This is a genomic window from Domibacillus sp. PGB-M46 (assembly GCF_022668875.1).
GTDB lineage: Bacteria > Bacillota > Bacilli > Bacillales > Domibacillaceae > Domibacillus.
In genome coordinates, this window is the sequence record NZ_JAKGCR010000005.1 from 212,723 (window position 1) to 230,386 (window position 17,664).

Consider the following 17,664-nt stretch of genomic DNA (forward strand, 5'->3'; position numbering starts at 1 on the left):
GATGACTTTTTTTGCTTGAAAAAAGGGACTTTTTATCTACATTTTGCTATAATGTCATAGATTAATAACGATCGGAGTGCAAAAAGATGAATTTATTTATGGCCCGCCAGCCCATTTTCAACGTTCATGAGCACGTATTTGGTTATGAGCTGCTGTACCGAAACAGCGAAGCCAGTACTTTTCCGGATGTATCTCCGGATCAGGCAACAATTGAAGTGTTAATTCATTCATTTGTAACGGTTGGAGTAGAAAAAATAGCACACGGGCACCCCTGTTTTATTAACTTCACAGAAACGCTGTTAAAAGAAAGAGTGGCTGAAAACTTTCCGCCGGAGCATGTTATTATTGAAGTGCTGGAGGATATTCCGATTACGCCCCAGTTAATTGACGTTCTTCGGCGGCTGAAACGAAAAGGATACTCAATTGCTTTAGATGATTTTGTTCTACGCGGGCAGACGGATCTGTATAATGAACTGTTTAACCTGACTACATATATAAAGATAGATTTTTTACATACAACACCCGCTGAGCGGCTGGCCGTCGAACAAAAAGTGAAAAATAATTTTCCGCATATTGTGCTTCTGGCAGAAAAGGTCGAGACACATGAAGAATTCGAGAGGGCAAAAAGTGCAGGTTATGAGCTGTTTCAAGGCTACTTTTTCGCGAAGCCGCAGCTGATTCAGTCAGCAGATCTGCCGATCAATGCAGTCACTTATTTTCATTTGATTAGGCTTTTGCAGGGAGAGGAAATCGATATTGAAAACATTACTGGCCTGATTGAGCGGGATGTGTCACTGTCATACCAATTATTAAAGCTGGTCAACTCACCTGCATTGCGCACAAGAGCCAAGATCAAATCTATTAAACAAGCAATTATGATGCTTGGGTTTACTGAACTGACGAAATGGCTGTATATGCTGGCTCTGCGGGAAATTCAGAAGGACATGCCGGCCACAACAAAAGAATTAATGGAATCTGCGCTGTTTCGCGCAAAAGCATGTGAGGAGCTGGCTAAGGAGACGCAAACTGGGAATGCGGCTGAGTTTTTTCTTGCAGGTATGTTTTCACTCGTGGATGTACTGCTTGGCTGCACCATTTCAGATATTTTAGCACAAATTTCATTATCTGATCAGGTAAATGAAACGTTAAGGGGAACTATCACGCCTATCACTCCTTATTTAGAGCTTGTGGTCGGGATGGATATTGTAGATTGGAAGATCATTGAAACAAAAGCGCAAGAGCTTGGGCTGAATGCGCAAACGGTGAAAATGATTTATGAAGAGGCCCGGCAGTGGGCGGGAGAAATGAGCCAGGTCAGTGAGGCAATGAACTGATGCAGATGAAAAACACCAGCTCCTCTAAAAAGAGGCTGGTGTTTTTGTCTGACTGTACACCGGAATATTATGTTTTGCTTTTTTCAATTTTTTCGTATATACCGGCCAATGTCTTTTCGAATTTACCGGTTGCTTTCGGTTCAAAATAACGCTTGTGCTTTAAGGTATCCGGCAGATAAGACTGTGCGACCCACCCGCCGTCAAAATCATGCGGGTACTGATAGCCCACTCCATGGCCCAGTTTGGCCGCACTTTTATAGTGAGCGTCCTTTAAATGGTCAGGAACTGTACCTGACCGCCCGGCCCGCACATCGGCCAGTGCGGCATCAATCGCTTTGTAAGCGGAATTGGATTTCGGCGATAAGCAAAGCTCTACTACTGCATTGGCAAGGGGAATGCGCGCTTCCGGAAATCCGAGCCGTTCGGCCGCTTCGACAGCGGCCAGTGTGCGTTCACCAGCCTGCGGGCTTGCAAGGCCGATATCTTCATACGCGATTACAACAAGGCGCCGGGCGATGCTGACAATGTCGCCAGCTTCAATCAAGCGGGCCAGATAATGAAGTGCAGCATTCACATCGCTGCCGCGAATTGATTTTTGAAAAGCGCTCAAAACATCATAATGGGCATCGCCGTTCTTATCATGGGCAAAACTTTTTTGCTGAAGACATTCTTCGGCTGTTTCAAGCGAGATACGAATGATCCCGTCTGCACCCGGCTTGGTTGACGACACAGCCAGTTCAAGCGCGTTTAGTGAACTGCGTACATCACCGCCGGAACCTTGGGCAAAATGAGAAAGTGCTTCGTCTGTAATCTCCGTTTTGAACATGCCCAGCCCGCGCTCTTCGTCTCGCAGAGCTTCCCTCAACAGCCGTTTGACCGAATCGGGCTGGAGCGGCTTTACTTCAAAAATCTGGCAGCGGCTTCGGATCGCCGGATTTATCGCATGATACGGATTGCTTGTTGTTGCGCCGATTAAAATAATCATGCCATTTTCAAGAAAAGGCAGCAAATAATCCTGCTTGGCTTTATCAAGGCGGTGAACCTCGTCTAAAAGCAAAATGACGGTCCCGGACATTTTAGCTTCCGCAGCAACAATTTCCATATCTTTTTTGTTGCTGGTAACAGCATTAAGCATGCGAAACGCATACCGTGTTGTGCCCGCAATGGCACTGGCAATCGATGTTTTGCCGGTTCCGGGGGGACCGTATAAAATCATAGAAGATAATTTTTTGGCTTCAGTCATTCGTCTGATGATTTTGCCTTCACCTGTTAAGTGTTCCTGTCCGGCTACCTCATCAATGGTGCGCGGTCTCATTCGGTAGGCGAGCGGCTTCATATGAATCCCTCTTTCTTATTTGGTAGATTCACTGTATCATATCCCGAGTATTCCGGCATGTTTTTTGTACCTATAAAATGATATACTATAGGGATCGTTGGATTAAAAAAGAAATGAGGCACAAATAAATGAGAATCTCAACCAAAGGAAGATACGGACTAACCATTATGATTGAATTGGCTAAGCGCCACGGTGATGGGCCAACTTCTCTTCGTGTAATTGCTGGAGCCCATGATTTGTCGGAACACTACCTTGAGCAGCTGATTGCGCCGCTCCGCAATGCCGGGTTTGTCCGCAGTATTCGTGGTGCCTATGGCGGCTATGTGCTTGGACACGAGCCGCAGGACATTACAGCAGGCGATATTATACGGGTGCTCGAAGGTCCAATCACGCTTGTGGAGGGAATTGAAGACGAAGAGCCGGCGAAACGGGAGCTATGGATCCGGATCAGCGAAGCGATCAAGGGTGTTTTGGAAAATACAACACTCGATGACCTGGCGAATCACACCGTAACCGGTGAATCTGACGCATATATGTTTTATATTTAACGAGGTGTCAATATGGAAAGAATTTATTTAGACCACGCAGCCACGTCGCCTGTTCATCCAGAAGCGGCCGCAGCGATGGCAGAAGTTTTAACCGAAACTTATGGAAACCCATCAAGCATTCATTCGTTTGGCCGGGAATCGCGCCGGATTGTCGATGAAGCAAGAACGGTGATTGCTGCTACGATAAATGCCGGCTTTAACGACATCATTTTTACGGGGAGCGGTACAGAAGCAGATAATCTGGCCATTTTGGGTACCGCGCGTTCAAAAGGGGCGGGCCACATTATTACTACCACTATTGAACATCACGCGGTTTTGCATGCATGTGAAGCCCTTGAGAGGGAAGGATTTGAAGTAACGTATCTTCCTGTCAATGAAGAAGGAATTGTATCTCTTTCAGCAGTAGAAGATGCGCTGCGGGAGGATACCATTCTTGTTTCTATCATGTATGGCAACAACGAAACAGGTGCTCTTCAGCCAATCGAGGCTATCGGACAGCTGCTTTCGGGCCATTCCGCTCTTTTTCACACAGATGCTGTCCAGGCATATGGTATCCTGCCAATTGATGTAAAAAAATTGAACGTCGACTTTCTTTCCGTCTCAGGGCATAAAATTAACGGCCCAAAAGGTATCGGCGCTCTTTATGTTAAACCGGGAACAGCGCTTGCGCCGCTTTTATACGGAGGAGAGCAGGAGCGTAAACGCCGTGCAGGAACGGAAAATACAGCGGCCATTGCTGGTATGGCGCAAGCCGCCAAAATCGCGGAACAAACACGGGAAGAACGAGCTGCCCGTTATATAGAAATGAAAAAGCTTTTTATCGATACACTTTCCGAGCAGGGCGCTTCTTTTTCAGTAAACGGCAAAGTTGAACATTCCCTGCCGCATGTGCTAAACTTGTTTTTTCCCGAAACAGATGTAGAAGCTTTTTTGGTGAACCTGGATATGGCTGGTATCGCCGCATCAAGCGGGTCGGCTTGTACAGCTGGATCCATTGAGCCGTCGCATGTTTTAACGGCGATGTTTGGGGAGAATTCACCTAAACTTCGGTCGTCAATCCGCTTTAGCTTTGGGTTTAATAATACAACGAAACAAATTGAACAAGCCGCTCTTGAAACAGCGAAAATCGCGAAGCGGCTTCAATAGAAAGAGGATGAAGCAATGAAAGCACCGAAAGACACCCGTGTTGTCGTCGGTATGTCAGGAGGCGTTGATTCTTCGGTAGCGGCGCTTTTATTAAAAGAACAAGGGTATGATGTAGTCGGCATTTTTATGAAAAACTGGGATGATACAGACGAATTTGGTGTCTGCACGGCGACTGAAGACTATGAGGACGTTATTCGTGTCTGCAACCAAATTGGTATTCCGTATTACGCGGTTAACTTTGAAAAACAGTACTGGGATAAAGTATTTACCTACTTTTTAGATGAATATAAAGCGGGCCGGACCCCTAATCCGGACGTGATGTGCAACAAAGAAATAAAATTTAAAGCTTTTCTTGATCATGCGATGAAGCTGGGCGCTGATTACTTGGCAACCGGCCACTACGCGCGTATTGACCGTTCCGGCGGTGAAGTGAAAATGCTGCGCGGTGTGGATGATAACAAGGATCAGACCTACTTTTTAAACCAGTTGTCTCAAAGCCAGCTGGAAAAAGTAATGTTCCCTATCGGCGAGCTTGAGAAAAAACGGGTGCGGGAGCTGGCAGCAGAAGCCGGACTTGCAACTGCGACGAAAAAAGACTCGACTGGTATTTGTTTTATTGGCGAGCGCAATTTCAAAGAGTTTTTAGGTCAGTATTTGCCTGCTCAGCCGGGTGATATGGTTACATTCGATGGCCGTAAAATGGGCCGTCATGACGGACTCATGTACTATACAATCGGGCAGCGGCACGGTCTTGGGATTGGCGGAAGCGGTGAGCCATGGTTTGTTGGCGGGAAAAATTTAAAAACAAACGAACTGTATGTTGTACAAGGCTTCCATCATGAATCACTGTACTCCGATTCGCTTGACGCTGTGCAAGTGGGCTTTACAACAAATGAACCAATGCCGGAGACGTTCCATTGTACAGCGAAATTCCGTTACCGCCAGGCGGATACCGGCGTGACGGTAACACAAACCGGAGACGGAACAGCGCGGGTCGTTTTTGATGAACCGGTTCGTGCGATTACCCCGGGTCAGGCGGTTGTACTGTATGATGGAGATGTTTGTCTTGGCGGCGGAACAATCGATAAAGTATATAAAGAAAACAAACAGCTCGATTATGTCGGCTGATTGCAGTCCGCTCCTCTCTACGTGGAGCGGTTTTCTTTGTTATAATAAAGAAAAACTGGGAGGCTTCACATGGATAAAAATCAGCAGGGTATTGAATTGTTACAAGAAGGAAAATGGGAAGAAGCACTTAAGCTTTTCACCGAGCAAATTGAAGAAAAGCCGGAAGAACCAGCTGCATATATTAATTTTGGCCATGTACTGGCTGAGATGAATGATGGTGAACGGGCATTAAGATTTTATCAAAAAGCGGTTGAGGTCGCTCCTGACTCGAGTTCAGCCCAATACGCGCTTGGCTCTTTTTATTTTACGAATGAGCGTTTTGAAGAAGCCGCGCAGCGCTTTGAAAAGGCCATTCGGAGCGGAATGGAAGAAGCGGATGCTTACTTTATGCTGGGGCTGTCTTTTTTATATCTGGATCAAACTGTGATGGCGCTGCCGTATTTAATGCGTGCGGTGGAATTGGATGAAGACGATGTGGAAGCGCGCTTTCAATATGCGCTTGCTCTGGCAAAAACAGAGCAATATGAAGAAGCAGAGAAAAACATGCAAAAAGTCGTCGGGCAGGATCCGGAGCATGCTGATGCTTTTTATAACCTCGGTGTTTTATATGCCGGTCATTACGAACAAGCTGACAAAGCAGCTCAATTTTTTGATCGGGCGTTAGAGATTCAGCCGGACCATATGCTGGCAGGGTACGGCAAAAAAATGCTGGAAAAAGCAGAATAAAAAGAGGTGGTCAGCACCGTGCAGGAAAAACGGGATTTATTCACAGAAGGAGAGCAGTTTTTAAAAGGCCGGCATATTGTCACGATTTTCCGGAACGATGAAAACTTTTATACCGTTCTGCGTGTCCGTGTGACCGAAACGGACGGAACGTATGATGAAAAAGAAGCGGTGGTAACCGGCTATTTCCCTGCTGTCCATGAGCATGAAATGTATGAGTTTCGCGGTCATTTCAAAGATCATCCAAGGTTTGGGCGGCAGTTTATTGCCCGCACGGCTCAAAAAGAAATGCCGCAGACGAAGCAGGGGCTTGTGGCTTATTTATCCGGGGACTTATTTAAAGGCATCGGCAAAAAAACGGCTGAATCGATTGTAGAGATCCTCGGCGAGCAGGCGATCTCCAAAATTATTGCGGATAAAAGCTGCCTGCAAAATGTACCGCGCCTCCCGGCTGAAAAAGCGGATGTACTCTACGATACGCTGATGAAGCACCAAGGGCTTGAACAGATTATGGTGGCTCTGAATGAATTTGGCTTCGGACCGCAGCTGTCTATGAAAATTTATCAAATGTATTACGAAGAGTCATTGAACGTCATTCAAGAAAATCCATACCGGCTTGTGGAAAACATCGAAGGAATCGGTTTTGTACGGGCTGATGAAATCGGTGCTCAAATTGGCATTAGCGGAGGGCATCCCGACCGCCTGAAAGCTGCGATTTTATATTCTCTTGAACAGCAGTGTCTTCAAGATGGCCACTGCTATATAGAGGCAGAAGAACTGCTGAAAAACGTAAAGGAGCTGCTCGATAAAAGCGCGAATGGCACAGCGGAATTCGAGGCGATCGCCAAACGGCTGATTGAGCTGGAGGAAGAAGGGAAAGTAGCTGGAGAAGAGCAGCGGGTTTATATGCCGTCTCTTTATTTTTCGGAAAAAGGGCTCGTTACCAACGTGCAGCGTGTAATGGAGCAGGAGCCTCATTCGTTTCCGGAGTCGGAGTTTTTGCTTGCGCTCGGTGAGCTCGAAGACCGTACCGGCATTTCTTACGCGCCTTCCCAGAAGGAAGCCATTCAAACCGCGCTTACTTCACCGGTGATGATTTTAACAGGAGGGCCTGGAACGGGGAAAACAACGGTTATAAAAGGGATTGTTGAATTGTACGGTGAACTTCATGGCTTATCGCTCGACCCGAAAAAATATGACAAAGACGAGCCTTTTCCAATCAAGCTTTGCGCGCCGACGGGCCGTGCGGCAAAGCGGATGATGGAGTCAACCGGGCTTCCTGCTGTGACCATCCATCGGCTTCTTGGATTCAATGGACAGGAAGATCCGGAGGAAGAAGGCAATGCAGTTGGAGGACGGCTGTTGATTGTCGATGAAACGTCAATGGTAGATATATGGCTTGCCCATCAGCTGTTTAAAGCCATACCAGACGATATGCAGGTCATACTAGTGGGAGATGAAGACCAGCTTCCATCGGTTGGACCAGGGCAGGTATTAAAAGATATGCTTGCCTCAGGCGTCATTCCGTCCGTGCGCCTGACGGATATTTACCGCCAGGAAGAAGGCTCTTCCATCATTAGCCTGGCCCACAGTATCAAAGACGGCGTGGTTCCAGAAACACTCACGGCTCCCCAGAAAGACCGTTCTTTTCTCCGGTGCGGAACTGGACAAATTGCGGATGTCATCGAAAAAGTCGTGAAAAATGCTGCGGGGAAAGGATATGAGCCGCGGGACATTCAAGTGCTCGCCCCCATGTACAAAGGACCGGCAGGCATCGATAAGCTCAACGAGGTGCTCCAGCAGGTGCTCAACCCAAACGAAGACGGCCGGCGGAAAGAAATTGCGTTTGGCCCGGTTAAATATCGAATTGGCGACAAGGTGCTGCAGCTTGTAAATCAGCCGGAGCAAAATGTATTTAATGGAGATATCGGGGAGATTGTCGCCATTTTTTATGCAAAAGAAAACACAGAAAAAGAAGACATGGTCATTGTTTCATACGAAGGCAATGAAGTAACCTATACACGCAATGACTTAAACCAAATCACACATGCGTTTTGCTGCTCAATTCATAAGTCGCAGGGAAGTGAATTCCCGATCGTGATTTTGCCGGTCGTTAAAAGTTATTACCGCATGCTGAGGCGGAATCTTCTGTACACAGCCATTACGAGAAGCCGGCAGTTTTTAATCCTGTGCGGCGAAGAAGAAGCGTTTCGAATCGGCATTGCCCGCAACGATGACCTGGTGCGAAAAACAGGCCTTGCGGACCGGCTCTCCGGTCAAGAAGCCCCCGAAAAAGAAGCAGAAGCACTGACAGAAGAAACATGGATGTCGATCGATCCAATGATCGGCATGAAAGGTATTACGCCTTTCGATTTTATGGTGGTATAAGAGGGAGCTGTTTCGGACATACTGATGGCAAAAACAGGAGGGATCATCGTGCAATCATGTCCGAACTGTGGAAGCCGGGAAGTAGGTCGTATCGGCTCCGACCATTATTACTGTCATGACTGCTGTGTGGAAATGTCCGAGCTTGAAGGCGGCCTTGTGATTCACCAAGTAGAAGAAGACGGGACACTTGTTCAGATTGATGAGTGGTCTTGAGTCATTGACAAACGTCCCATTCCTTTTTATAATTCGGGTATATGAATTGTGACAAATCGAAGAAGGACAGGAGTACATCATAGCCCATTCAAAGAGAGAAATATTCATGGCTGAGAAATATTTCGGATGAAGAATGATGGAAAGCTGGGTCCTGAGTGCAGCAAACACTGCCGTCTGCCGCGTTAAGGCATTTGAGAGGCGAATTCCAGTGAAGGAATTGGCAATCAGGGTGGTACCGCGAACAAGCTTCGTCCCTGTTGGGGGATGGGGCTTTTTTTGTTGTCTTTTTTCGGTTGTGTACATACGATAAGGAGGATTTTGATCATGAAAACATTAACAGGTGCGGAGATCCGCCGCCTTTATCTAGACTTTTTCCAAGAAAAAGGACACCGTGTTGAACCGAGCGCGCCGCTTGTGCCGATTGACGATCCAAGTCTGCTCTGGATTAACAGCGGGGTGGCAACACTAAAAAAATATTTTGACGGGCGTATTATTCCGGACAATCCGCGTATTACAAATGCGCAAAAGTCAATCCGGACGAATGACATTGAAAATGTCGGTAAAACGGCGCGTCATCATACATTTTTTGAGATGCTTGGCAACTTTTCCATCGGTGAATATTTTAAAACGGAAGCGATTCACTGGGCATGGGAGTTTTTAACAGACGAAAAATGGATCGGTTTTGATCGGGAGAAACTGTCTGTTACGATTCATCCAGAAGATGAAGAAGCATATCTTATTTGGAAAAACGAAGTGGGTGTGCCGGACGAACGGATTATCCGTTTAGAAGGAAACTTCTGGGATATTGGAGAAGGCCCATCCGGTCCAAACACGGAAATCTTTTATGACCGCGGCGCCGAATATGGAGACGACGAAAACAATCCCGAGTTATATCCTGGCGGCGAAAATGAACGTTATTTAGAAGTATGGAATCTTGTATTCTCTGAATTTAACCATAATCCAGACGGTACTTACACACCGCTTCCAAAGAAAAATATTGATACAGGTATGGGTCTTGAGCGCATGGCCTCTGTTGTGCAAAATGTGCCGACCAACTTCGATACCGATCTTTTTATGCCGATTATTCGTGAAACAGAGCGGGTTTCGGGTGAACAATACGGGGTGGATCCGGAGAAAGACACAGCATTTAAGGTGATTGCCGACCATATCCGTACGGTTGCATTTGCGATTGGCGATGGCGCGCTGCCATCAAACGAAGGCCGCGGCTACGTGCTTCGCCGTCTACTTCGCCGTGCTGTACGTTATGCAAAGCAAATTGGCATTAACCGTCCATTTATGTATGAACTGGTACCGGTAGTCGGTGAAGTGATGAATGATTATTATCCGGAAGTATCAGAAAAATCGGCGTTCATTCAAAAAGTCATCAAAAATGAAGAAGAACGTTTCCATGAAACGCTTAACGAAGGGCTTGCCATTCTTTCAGCTGTCATCGAAAAAGCGAAAGCGGCCGGCTCGAATACCATTGAAGGCGCGGATGTTTTCCGTTTATACGACACGTATGGCTTCCCGGTTGAATTGACGGAAGAATATGCGGAAGAAGAAGGCATGAAAGCAGACCAAGCCGGTTTTGAGCGTGAGATGCAGCAGCAGCGTGAGCGTGCACGTGCCGCTCGTCAGGATACCGAGTCCATGCAGGTGCAGGGCGGTGTGCTGTCCTCTGTGAAAGAAGAAAGCACATTTATGTACGACCGATTGACCGTCGATACCACTGTAGCGGTTTTAATCAAAGACGGTGTTCTTGTTGAGGAAGCGCACGAAGGAGAAGAAATTCAATTTATTCTAAAAGAAACGCCATTTTACGCAGAAAGCGGCGGCCAAATTGCCGATAAAGGAATTTTAGTATCGGAAACAGCGCGTGTTGTGGTAAAAGATGTGCAAAAAGCACCGAACGGCCAAAACGTTCACAGTGCGGTCGTGGAAAGCGGAACATTGTCAGCGGGAAGTGCGGCTACAGCAAAAGTAGATGTACTGTCGCGCGGCAAAATTATTAAAAACCACACAGCTACACACTTAATGCACCAAGCATTAAAAGATGTACTTGGCACGCACGTAAACCAAGCGGGATCTCTCGTTGAACCAGACCGCCTTCGCTTTGACTTTTCGCATTTCGGCCAGGTAACAGCAGATGAGATTGCCCAGGTAGAAGCGATTGTCAACGAAAAGATCTGGCAGGGGATCGCGGTGGAAACAGCGTTTAAACCAATCGCAGAAGCAAAAGCAATGGGAGCGATGGCCCTGTTCGGCGAGAAATACGGCGATATTGTCCGGGTCGTTTCAGTTGGGGATTACAGCCTTGAGCTTTGCGGTGGCTGCCACGTAGTAAACACAGCGGAAATCGGCTTGTTTAAGGTTTTGTCTGAAAGCGGCATTGGTGCAGGGACACGCCGGATCGAAGCGGTAACAGGCGAAGGGGCATTCCGCTATTTGAATGAGCAGGCAGCTGTATTAAAAGAAGCAGCGTCAAAACTAAAATCCAATCCGAAAGATATTTTAACGAAAGTGGACAGCCTGCAGACAGAAATGCGTGAACTGCAGCGTGAAAATGAATCACTTTCAAAGAAATTGTCAAACATAGAAGCAGGCAGCCTCACCGATAACATCGAAACAGTGAATGGCGTACAGCTGCTCGCGGCAAAAGTGCAGGCGGCCGATATGAATGCTCTTCGGACAATGGCGGATGAGTTAAAGCAAAAAGTCACGCCAGGTGTCATTGTGCTGGTTGCTGAAGCAGACAGCAAAGTAAACGTCGTCACAGCGGTGACAGGCGATTTAACCGAAAAAGGCTTCCATGCTGGAAAACTAGTGAAGGAAGTGGCTGGATGCCTTGGCGGAGGCGGTGGAGGCCGTCCAGATATGGCACAGGCAGGTGGAAAAGACCCATCGAAAATTGACGAAGCACTGCAAATTGCCATTGAATGGGTGAAATCCATTTGAATATGTTGTCATTTGTTGTACAATGAAACATATCGTACAGAAGCGGGCATGTAAGATCCGCCTGAAGTGAGGTGCTGACAGTGAGTTCTTTTGACAAGACGATGCGGTTTAATTTTCCAGAAGAGCCGTATGAAGAAAATGTAAAAGAGGTGCTGCTAAAGGTTCATGGCGCACTGGAGGAAAAAGGGTACAATCCGATCAATCAAATTGTCGGCTATTTGCTTTCCGGAGATCCGGCTTACATTCCGCGTCACAATGACGCCCGGAATTTAATCCGCCGGCTTGAGCGGGATGAAATTATTGAGGAGCTTGTCAAAACGTACCTGAAAGAACAGCAGGAGGAACCTACATCATGAGAACTATGGGCCTTGACGCCGGCACAAAAACAATCGGCATTGCCGTCAGCGACGCACTTGGCTGGACAGCGCAAGGCATTGAAACGATAAAGATTGATGAGGCGGCAGGCGAATTTGGTCTTGATCGGATCGGCGAGCTTGTGCGGGAGCACGAAGTGAGCAAATTTGTTGTCGGCTTTCCGAAAAACATGAATAATACAGTAGGGCCGAGAGGAGAAGCTGCCAAGATGTTTGCAGGTCTTCTTGAGGAATCCTTTAACCTTCCGGTTGTACTGTGGGATGAGCGGCTGACAACAATGGCAGCGGAAAGAATGCTTATTGACGCAGATGTAAGCCGGAAAAAACGAAAAAAAGTAATTGATAAAATGGCTGCGGTGATGATTCTGCAAGGATATCTCGACAGCCAAAAATGATGAGGTGACCATTGATGGAACATGGTGAAAAGCAAATCACGGTAATTGACGAAAACGGTAATGAACAGCTTTGTGAAGTTTTATTTACTTTCCACAACGATGAATTTGACAAGTCCTACGTACTTTACTTCCCAGTAGGCGCAGAAGAAGACGATAACGAGGAAATTGAAATTCATGCTTCTTCTTTTACGCCGGGTGACGAAGGAGAAGACGGAGAACTTCAGCCGATCGAGTCGGATGAAGAGTGGAACATGATCGAAGAAATGCTTAACACATTTCTTGATGATGAAGAACAAGAATAATCAGCAGGAACAGGCGCTAAAATAAGCGCCTGTTCTTTTTCTTTTGGGCATCATTCTTGTATACTATAAAAAGAAAATGGTGTCGAAAGGAGATTTTTATGTCGAATGATATTTTTCTGCCGCCTTCGGGGCGTAAAAGGCGGTTGAAAAGAGCAGTTTTAATCGTGTTTTTTTTACTACTTCTGCTGGCAGCAGCGCTTGCGGCGGGAGCTTATTACGTCTGGAAAAGCGCATCAGACCCTGCGGATGCAGGAAATGATAAACAAGTGAATGTATCCATTCCGCTTGGTTCAAGCCTGTCTTCCATTTCACAAACGCTTGAAGACAAAGGCATTGTAAAAAATGCAATCCTGTTTAAATATTACGTAAAGTATAAAGGCGAAGGTGATTTTCAGGCGGGAGAATATGTGTTGTCTCCTTCCATGACCCCTGACGCCATTATGGCTTCCTTAAAAGAAGGGAAAGTACTGGGGGACGGCAGCTTAGCCATTCCGGAAGGCTATCAGCTGGCTCAGATTGCGGAGCTGATCGCTGTTCAAACGAACCGGGAAGCAGAAGACGTGCTGGCTGTGCTGAACAGCGAAGCATTTATTCAAAAAATGATGACAAACCACCCTGCACTTGTCACAAACGCAGTGATGAATGAAAATATTCGCTATCCGCTCGAAGGCTATTTGTATCCGGCGACCTATGATATAGAAAATCCGGAAAAGCCGGTTGAGAAGATCGCAGAAGAAATGATTGCCAAAATGGATGAAGTCGTACAAGGCTATTCCGCTCAAATTAAAGCATCCGGCATGAGCGTTCACGAATTTTTAACATTTGCTTCACTCGTCGAGGAGGAAGCAACCGGTAAAACGGACCGCAGGAAAATTGCCAGCGTCTTCTATAATCGAATGAAAGCAAACATGCCGCTGCAAACAGATCCGACAGTGCTGTACGCGAAAGGAGAGCATAAAGATCGAGTTCTATACGAAGACCTCGAGGTGGATTCTCCATATAATACGTACAAAGTCAAAGGCTTAACGCCAGGACCGATCGGCAACAGCGGCATTGATTCGATGGAAGCTGTGCTGTCACCTGAGCAAACAGATTTCCTTTACTTCCTTGCTTCACCGGCAGGAGATGTTTACTACTCAAAAACACTCGAGGAACACAATAAATTAAAAGCAAAATATATCACAAACGCCGAGTGAAAAAGCACACATAGATTTTCCGCGCTTTCTATGATAAAATAGTTCGGGCGCAAAAAGACACGGGAAAGCTTTCATAGCTTTCTCTTTTTCTTAGAAAAGAGGGTATTATTACCATGAACGACAATATACATGGCTACATTGAGTCATTGCTTCAGCCGCGTACGGGTTTGCTCGCAGAGATGGAGCAATATGCGGCCGAGCACCGCGTTCCGATTATGGAACCGGTCGGCATGGACACACTGCTGGCTGTCATGAAGCTACAAAAGCCTGGGCGTCTGCTTGAGATTGGCACGGCGATCGGGTATTCGGCTCTTCGGATGGCAGAGGCGGTTCCGGGGCTGCACATTACAACGCTTGAGCGTGACGAGGAACGATTTAACAAAGCTACTCAATACATCAGCCAGTCAGGCGGGCAAAACCGGATCCGAATCCTGTTAGGCGATGCGCTTGAACTAGCGGAACAGGCAGCGGAAGACGGACCGTTTGACGCCATCTTTATTGATGCGGCAAAAGGACAATATCGCCGCTTTTTTGAATTATACGAACCGATGTTAAAGCCGGGCGGCGTTATTTATTCAGACAATGTGTTGTTTAAAGGGTACGCTGCTGGAACAGATGCACCGTCGAAACGTCTTGAGAAGATGGCACAAAAAATTATGGATTACAATCAATGGCTGATGGCGCATCCCGGCTATGATACATCTATTATCCCAGCCGGTGATGGCATTGCCATCAGCACAAAACGGAGTGAAGAAAAATGAAAAAACCAGAATTGCTTGTGACACCGGGCAGTGTTGATGAACTGATCAAACAAATAGAAGCGGGTGCTGACGCTTTTCTTATTGGAGAGCAGCGGTATGGTCTGCGCCTTGCGGGTGAGTTTACCCGTGAGGAGGTAAAGGAAGCCATTCGCATTGCGCATGAGCATGGCAAAAAAGTATATGTGGCAGTTAATGCCCTTTTTCATAACAATATCGCGAACGAACTTGATGAATACGTAACGTTTGTTGAACAAGCAGGTGCTGATGCTATCGTATTCGGTGATCCGGCTGTTATTATGGCCGTTCGGGAAACAGGCGCGGCTATTCCAATGCATTGGAATCCGGAAACAACGGCGACCAATTACTACACAGCAAACTACTGGGGCAAACGCGGGGCTGTTCGTGCCGTACTTGCCCGGGAACTCAGCATGGATGCGGTTATTGAAACGAAAGAACAGGCGAATGTTCAAATTGAAGTGCAGGTTCATGGGATGACATGCATGTTCCAGTCAAAGCGTCCGCTTCTAGGCCATTATTTTGAATACATGGGGAAAAATATGGAAATAGAAAACCGGCAGGGTGCGAAAAACATGCTGCTTCACGATCCAGAACGCAGCAACAAATACCCTATTTATGAAGATGCAAATGGCACTCATATTATGAGCCCGAACGATATGTGCATTATTGATGAACTGCAGGAACTTGTGGAAGCAGGTATCGATTCATTTAAAATTGACGGTGTGCTGCAAACAGAAGAATATCGTCTTGAAACAACGAAATTGTATCGGAAAGCGATTGACCTTTGCGTAGATCAGCCGGATCAATATGAAGATGAAAAAGAGGACTTGCTTGAAGCTGCGGAAGCACTTCAGCCCGAGCACCGTCCACTTGATTCAGGCTTTTTCTTTAAAGAAACGGTTTATTAATAAAGGAGGAAACGGAAATGAACGGATTGATAAACGATGCGATCTCCGAGATCGTCGATGGCAAACGGGTCATTGTGAAAAAGCCGGAGCTTTTGGCGCCGGCCGGAACACTTGAAAAGCTGAAAATCGCCGTCCGTTACGGAGCGGATGCGGTATATATTGGCGGTCAGGAGTATGGCCTCCGCTCAAATGCCGGCAACTTTACATTTGAAGAAATGAAAGAAGGCGTTGAGTTTGCTAAAGCTTACGGTGCAAAAGTGTATGTAACGACCAACATTTTTGCACATAATGAAAACATCGACGGCCTGGAAGACTACTTGCGTGGAGTGGGTGAAGCTGGTGTTACGGGTATTATCGTAGCGGATCCGCTTATTATTGAAACATGCCGCCGTGTAGCGCCGAATGTGGAAGTTCACTTGAGCACACAGCAGTCTCTTTCAAACTGGCGTGCAGTGAAATACTGGAAAGATGAAGGCCTTGACCGTGTTGTTCTTGCCCGTGAAACAACCGGGGAAGAAATGCGCTTAATGAAAGAAAAAGTCGATATTGAAATTGAAACGTTTATTCACGGAGCGATGTGTATTGCTTATTCAGGCCGCTGTGTACTGAGTAACCATATGACTGCGCGTGACTCCAACCGTGGCGGCTGCTGTCAATCATGCCGCTGGGATTATAACCTGGTAGAGATGGAAGACGGTGTTGAAACAGCAATCACGCAGGAAGGCGATTCGCCGTTTGCGATGAGTCCAAAAGATTTGCGTCTGCTGCAGTCTATTCCGGGACTGATTGAACTGGGCATTGACAGCTTAAAAATTGAAGGCCGCATGAAATCGATTCACTATGTAGCAACGGTAGTCGGTGTATATCGGAAAGTAATTGACGCATACTGTGCAGACCCTGAAAATTTCACCATCAAAGATGAGTGGCTTGAAGAACTGGAGAAGTGTGCTAACCGGCCGGCAGCACCAGCATTCTTTGCAGGAACACCAGGAGCTGACGAACAGCTTTTCGGCGTTCATGGCAAAAAAGCGTCCCACGATTTTACAGGTCTTGTTGTAGATTACGATGAAGAAACACAAATCGTTACACTGCAGCAGCGTAATTTCTTCCGTCCAGGCGATACAGTGGAGTTTTTCGGGCCAAAGATGGAAACCTTCCAGCAAGTAATCGGCACGGTTGTGGATGAAGACGGAAATGAACTGGATGCAGCGCGCCACCCGCTTCAAATTGTCCGTTTCAAAGTAGACCGTCCTGTTTCAAAAGATGATATGATGCGGAAAGGGCTGTGACATTGATGAGTAAAAAGCCGATTGTCATCGGCGTCGCGGGCGGATCAGGCTCTGGTAAAACCAGCGTTGCCCGTGCGATACATGATTATTTTCAAGATGGCTCGATTATGATGATCGAGCAGGATTACTATTATAAAGACCAATCACATCTAACGTTTGAAGAGCGTTTACAAACAAATTACGACCATCCGCTTGCATTTGATAATGACCTGCTGATTGAACAGGTAAATGAGCTGATCAATGGCCGGCCTGTTCAAAAGCCGGTCTATGATTATGCACAGCATACGCGCTCTGAAGAAACAATTCCACTCGAGCCGAATGACGTGATTATTTTAGAAGGCATTCTAGTACTTGAGGATGAGCGCCTGCGTGATTTAATGGACATAAAACTGTTTGTAGACACGGACGCAGATTTGCGGTTTATCCGCCGTCTGACACGCGATATAAAAGAGCGGGGTCGTTCGCTGGATTCCGTGATCGAACAGTATACAGAAGTTGTGCGGCCGATGCACAACCAGTTTATCGAGCCAACGAAGCGATATGCGGATGTGATTATCCCAATCGGCGGAGAAAACAAGGTAGCCATTGATTTATTAATTGCAAAAATACAAACAATTCTTGAACAAAAAGACATTTTATAGTATGTTTTT

17 protein-coding genes and 1 other annotated feature are annotated in these 17,664 nt (G+C 46.6%); of the genes, 16 read left to right on the forward strand and 1 reads right to left on the reverse strand.

Annotation, left to right across the window (positions count from 1 at the left end):
- Positions 1–86: 86 nt before the first annotated feature.
- Positions 87–1,334, forward strand: coding sequence for an EAL and HDOD domain-containing protein (locus tag L2D08_RS08715; protein ID WP_242233370.1), 1,248 nt, complete (start codon positions 87–89; stop codon positions 1,332–1,334).
- A gap of 67 nt (positions 1,335–1,401) precedes the next feature.
- On the opposite strand, the gene L2D08_RS08720 is transcribed toward L2D08_RS08715, so the two are convergent.
- On the reverse strand, positions 1,402–2,676 hold the full coding sequence (locus L2D08_RS08720; protein WP_242233488.1) for a replication-associated recombination protein A: 1,275 nt from the start codon (positions 2,674–2,676) through the stop codon (positions 1,402–1,404).
- A gap of 122 nt (positions 2,677–2,798) precedes the next feature.
- On the opposite strand from L2D08_RS08720, the gene cymR reads away from it, so the two are divergent.
- The 15 genes from cymR (at position 2,799) to udk (ending at position 17,655) form a co-directional block, all read left to right on the forward strand.
- A complete protein-coding gene (gene cymR, locus L2D08_RS08725) occupies positions 2,799–3,218 on the forward strand; it encodes a cysteine metabolism transcriptional regulator CymR (protein WP_242233371.1) in 420 nt (139 codons plus the stop codon).
- A 12-nt stretch (positions 3,219–3,230) separates the two neighbouring features.
- Positions 3,231–4,364: a cysteine desulfurase family protein gene (locus L2D08_RS08730; protein WP_242233372.1), complete on the forward strand. Its 1,134-nt coding sequence runs from the start codon at positions 3,231–3,233 to the stop codon at positions 4,362–4,364.
- 15 nt (positions 4,365–4,379) lie between these two features.
- A complete protein-coding gene (mnmA, locus tag L2D08_RS08735; RefSeq protein ID WP_242233373.1) occupies positions 4,380–5,492 on the forward strand; it encodes a tRNA 2-thiouridine(34) synthase MnmA in 1,113 nt (370 codons plus the stop codon).
- A gap of 69 nt (positions 5,493–5,561) precedes the next feature.
- Positions 5,562–6,218, forward strand: a complete 657-nt coding sequence (locus tag L2D08_RS08740; RefSeq protein WP_242233374.1) for a tetratricopeptide repeat protein — start codon at positions 5,562–5,564, stop codon at positions 6,216–6,218.
- Positions 6,219–6,236: 18 nt separating this feature from the next.
- A complete protein-coding gene (gene recD2, locus L2D08_RS08745) occupies positions 6,237–8,603 on the forward strand; it encodes an SF1B family DNA helicase RecD2 (protein WP_242233375.1) in 2,367 nt (788 codons plus the stop codon).
- A gap of 48 nt (positions 8,604–8,651) precedes the next feature.
- Positions 8,652–8,816 carry a hypothetical protein gene (locus tag L2D08_RS08750; RefSeq protein WP_242233376.1) on the forward strand — a complete coding sequence of 55 codons (165 nt, stop codon included), beginning with the start codon at positions 8,652–8,654 and terminating at the stop codon, positions 8,814–8,816.
- Between the two features lie 50 nt (positions 8,817–8,866).
- Positions 8,867–9,075: a binding site (T-box leader), on the forward strand.
- 65 nt (positions 9,076–9,140) lie between these two features.
- On the forward strand, positions 9,141–11,771 hold the full coding sequence (alaS, locus tag L2D08_RS08755) for an alanine--tRNA ligase (protein ID WP_242233377.1): 2,631 nt from the start codon (positions 9,141–9,143) through the stop codon (positions 11,769–11,771).
- Positions 11,772–11,851: 80 nt separating this feature from the next.
- On the forward strand, positions 11,852–12,127 hold the full coding sequence (locus L2D08_RS08760) for an IreB family regulatory phosphoprotein (protein WP_242233378.1): 276 nt from the start codon (positions 11,852–11,854) through the stop codon (positions 12,125–12,127).
- Positions 12,124–12,540 carry a Holliday junction resolvase RuvX gene (gene ruvX / locus L2D08_RS08765; RefSeq protein ID WP_242233379.1) on the forward strand — a complete coding sequence of 139 codons (417 nt, stop codon included), beginning with the start codon at positions 12,124–12,126 and terminating at the stop codon, positions 12,538–12,540. Before L2D08_RS08760 ends, ruvX begins: the two co-directional genes overlap by 4 nt.
- A 14-nt stretch (positions 12,541–12,554) precedes the next feature.
- Positions 12,555–12,842 carry a DUF1292 domain-containing protein gene (locus tag L2D08_RS08770; protein ID WP_242233380.1) on the forward strand — a complete coding sequence of 96 codons (288 nt, stop codon included), beginning with the start codon at positions 12,555–12,557 and terminating at the stop codon, positions 12,840–12,842.
- Between the two features lie 98 nt (positions 12,843–12,940).
- A complete protein-coding gene (gene mltG, locus L2D08_RS08775; RefSeq protein ID WP_242233381.1) occupies positions 12,941–14,038 on the forward strand; it encodes an endolytic transglycosylase MltG in 1,098 nt (365 codons plus the stop codon).
- Between the two features lie 113 nt (positions 14,039–14,151).
- A complete protein-coding gene (locus L2D08_RS08780; RefSeq protein WP_242233382.1) occupies positions 14,152–14,799 on the forward strand; it encodes an O-methyltransferase in 648 nt (215 codons plus the stop codon).
- Positions 14,796–15,725 (forward strand): peptidase U32 family protein, encoded by a 930-nt coding sequence (locus L2D08_RS08785; protein WP_242233383.1) that lies wholly within the window; start codon positions 14,796–14,798, stop codon positions 15,723–15,725. Before L2D08_RS08780 ends, L2D08_RS08785 begins: the two co-directional genes overlap by 4 nt.
- Before the next feature lie 17 nt (positions 15,726–15,742).
- Positions 15,743–17,014 (forward strand): peptidase U32 family protein, encoded by a 1,272-nt coding sequence (locus L2D08_RS08790; protein ID WP_242233384.1) that lies wholly within the window; start codon positions 15,743–15,745, stop codon positions 17,012–17,014.
- A 5-nt stretch (positions 17,015–17,019) separates the two neighbouring features.
- Positions 17,020–17,655: a uridine kinase gene (gene udk / locus L2D08_RS08795; protein ID WP_242233385.1), complete on the forward strand. Its 636-nt coding sequence runs from the start codon at positions 17,020–17,022 to the stop codon at positions 17,653–17,655.
- Positions 17,656–17,664 lie beyond the last annotated feature (9 nt).

What these genes read in the sequence shown, in the direction of transcription:
- L2D08_RS08715 (WP_242233370.1), top strand. Translation starts at nt 87, where the DNA reads ATGAATTTATTTATGGCCCGCCAGCCCATTTTCAACGTTCATGAGCAC.
- cymR (WP_242233371.1), top strand. Translation starts at nt 2,799, where the DNA reads ATGAGAATCTCAACCAAAGGAAGATACGGACTAACCATTATGATTGAA.
- L2D08_RS08730 (WP_242233372.1), top strand. Translation starts at nt 3,231, where the DNA reads ATGGAAAGAATTTATTTAGACCACGCAGCCACGTCGCCTGTTCATCCA.
- mnmA (WP_242233373.1), top strand. Translation starts at nt 4,380, where the DNA reads ATGAAAGCACCGAAAGACACCCGTGTTGTCGTCGGTATGTCAGGAGGC.
- L2D08_RS08740 (WP_242233374.1), top strand. Translation starts at nt 5,562, where the DNA reads ATGGATAAAAATCAGCAGGGTATTGAATTGTTACAAGAAGGAAAATGG.
- alaS (WP_242233377.1), top strand. Translation starts at nt 9,141, where the DNA reads ATGAAAACATTAACAGGTGCGGAGATCCGCCGCCTTTATCTAGACTTT.
- ruvX (WP_242233379.1), top strand. Translation starts at nt 12,124, where the DNA reads ATGAGAACTATGGGCCTTGACGCCGGCACAAAAACAATCGGCATTGCC.
- L2D08_RS08770 (WP_242233380.1), top strand. Translation starts at nt 12,555, where the DNA reads ATGGAACATGGTGAAAAGCAAATCACGGTAATTGACGAAAACGGTAAT.
- mltG (WP_242233381.1), top strand. Translation starts at nt 12,941, where the DNA reads ATGTCGAATGATATTTTTCTGCCGCCTTCGGGGCGTAAAAGGCGGTTG.
- L2D08_RS08780 (WP_242233382.1), top strand. Translation starts at nt 14,152, where the DNA reads ATGAACGACAATATACATGGCTACATTGAGTCATTGCTTCAGCCGCGT.
- L2D08_RS08785 (WP_242233383.1), top strand. Translation starts at nt 14,796, where the DNA reads ATGAAAAAACCAGAATTGCTTGTGACACCGGGCAGTGTTGATGAACTG.
- L2D08_RS08790 (WP_242233384.1), top strand. Translation starts at nt 15,743, where the DNA reads ATGAACGGATTGATAAACGATGCGATCTCCGAGATCGTCGATGGCAAA.
- udk (WP_242233385.1), top strand. Translation starts at nt 17,020, where the DNA reads ATGAGTAAAAAGCCGATTGTCATCGGCGTCGCGGGCGGATCAGGCTCT.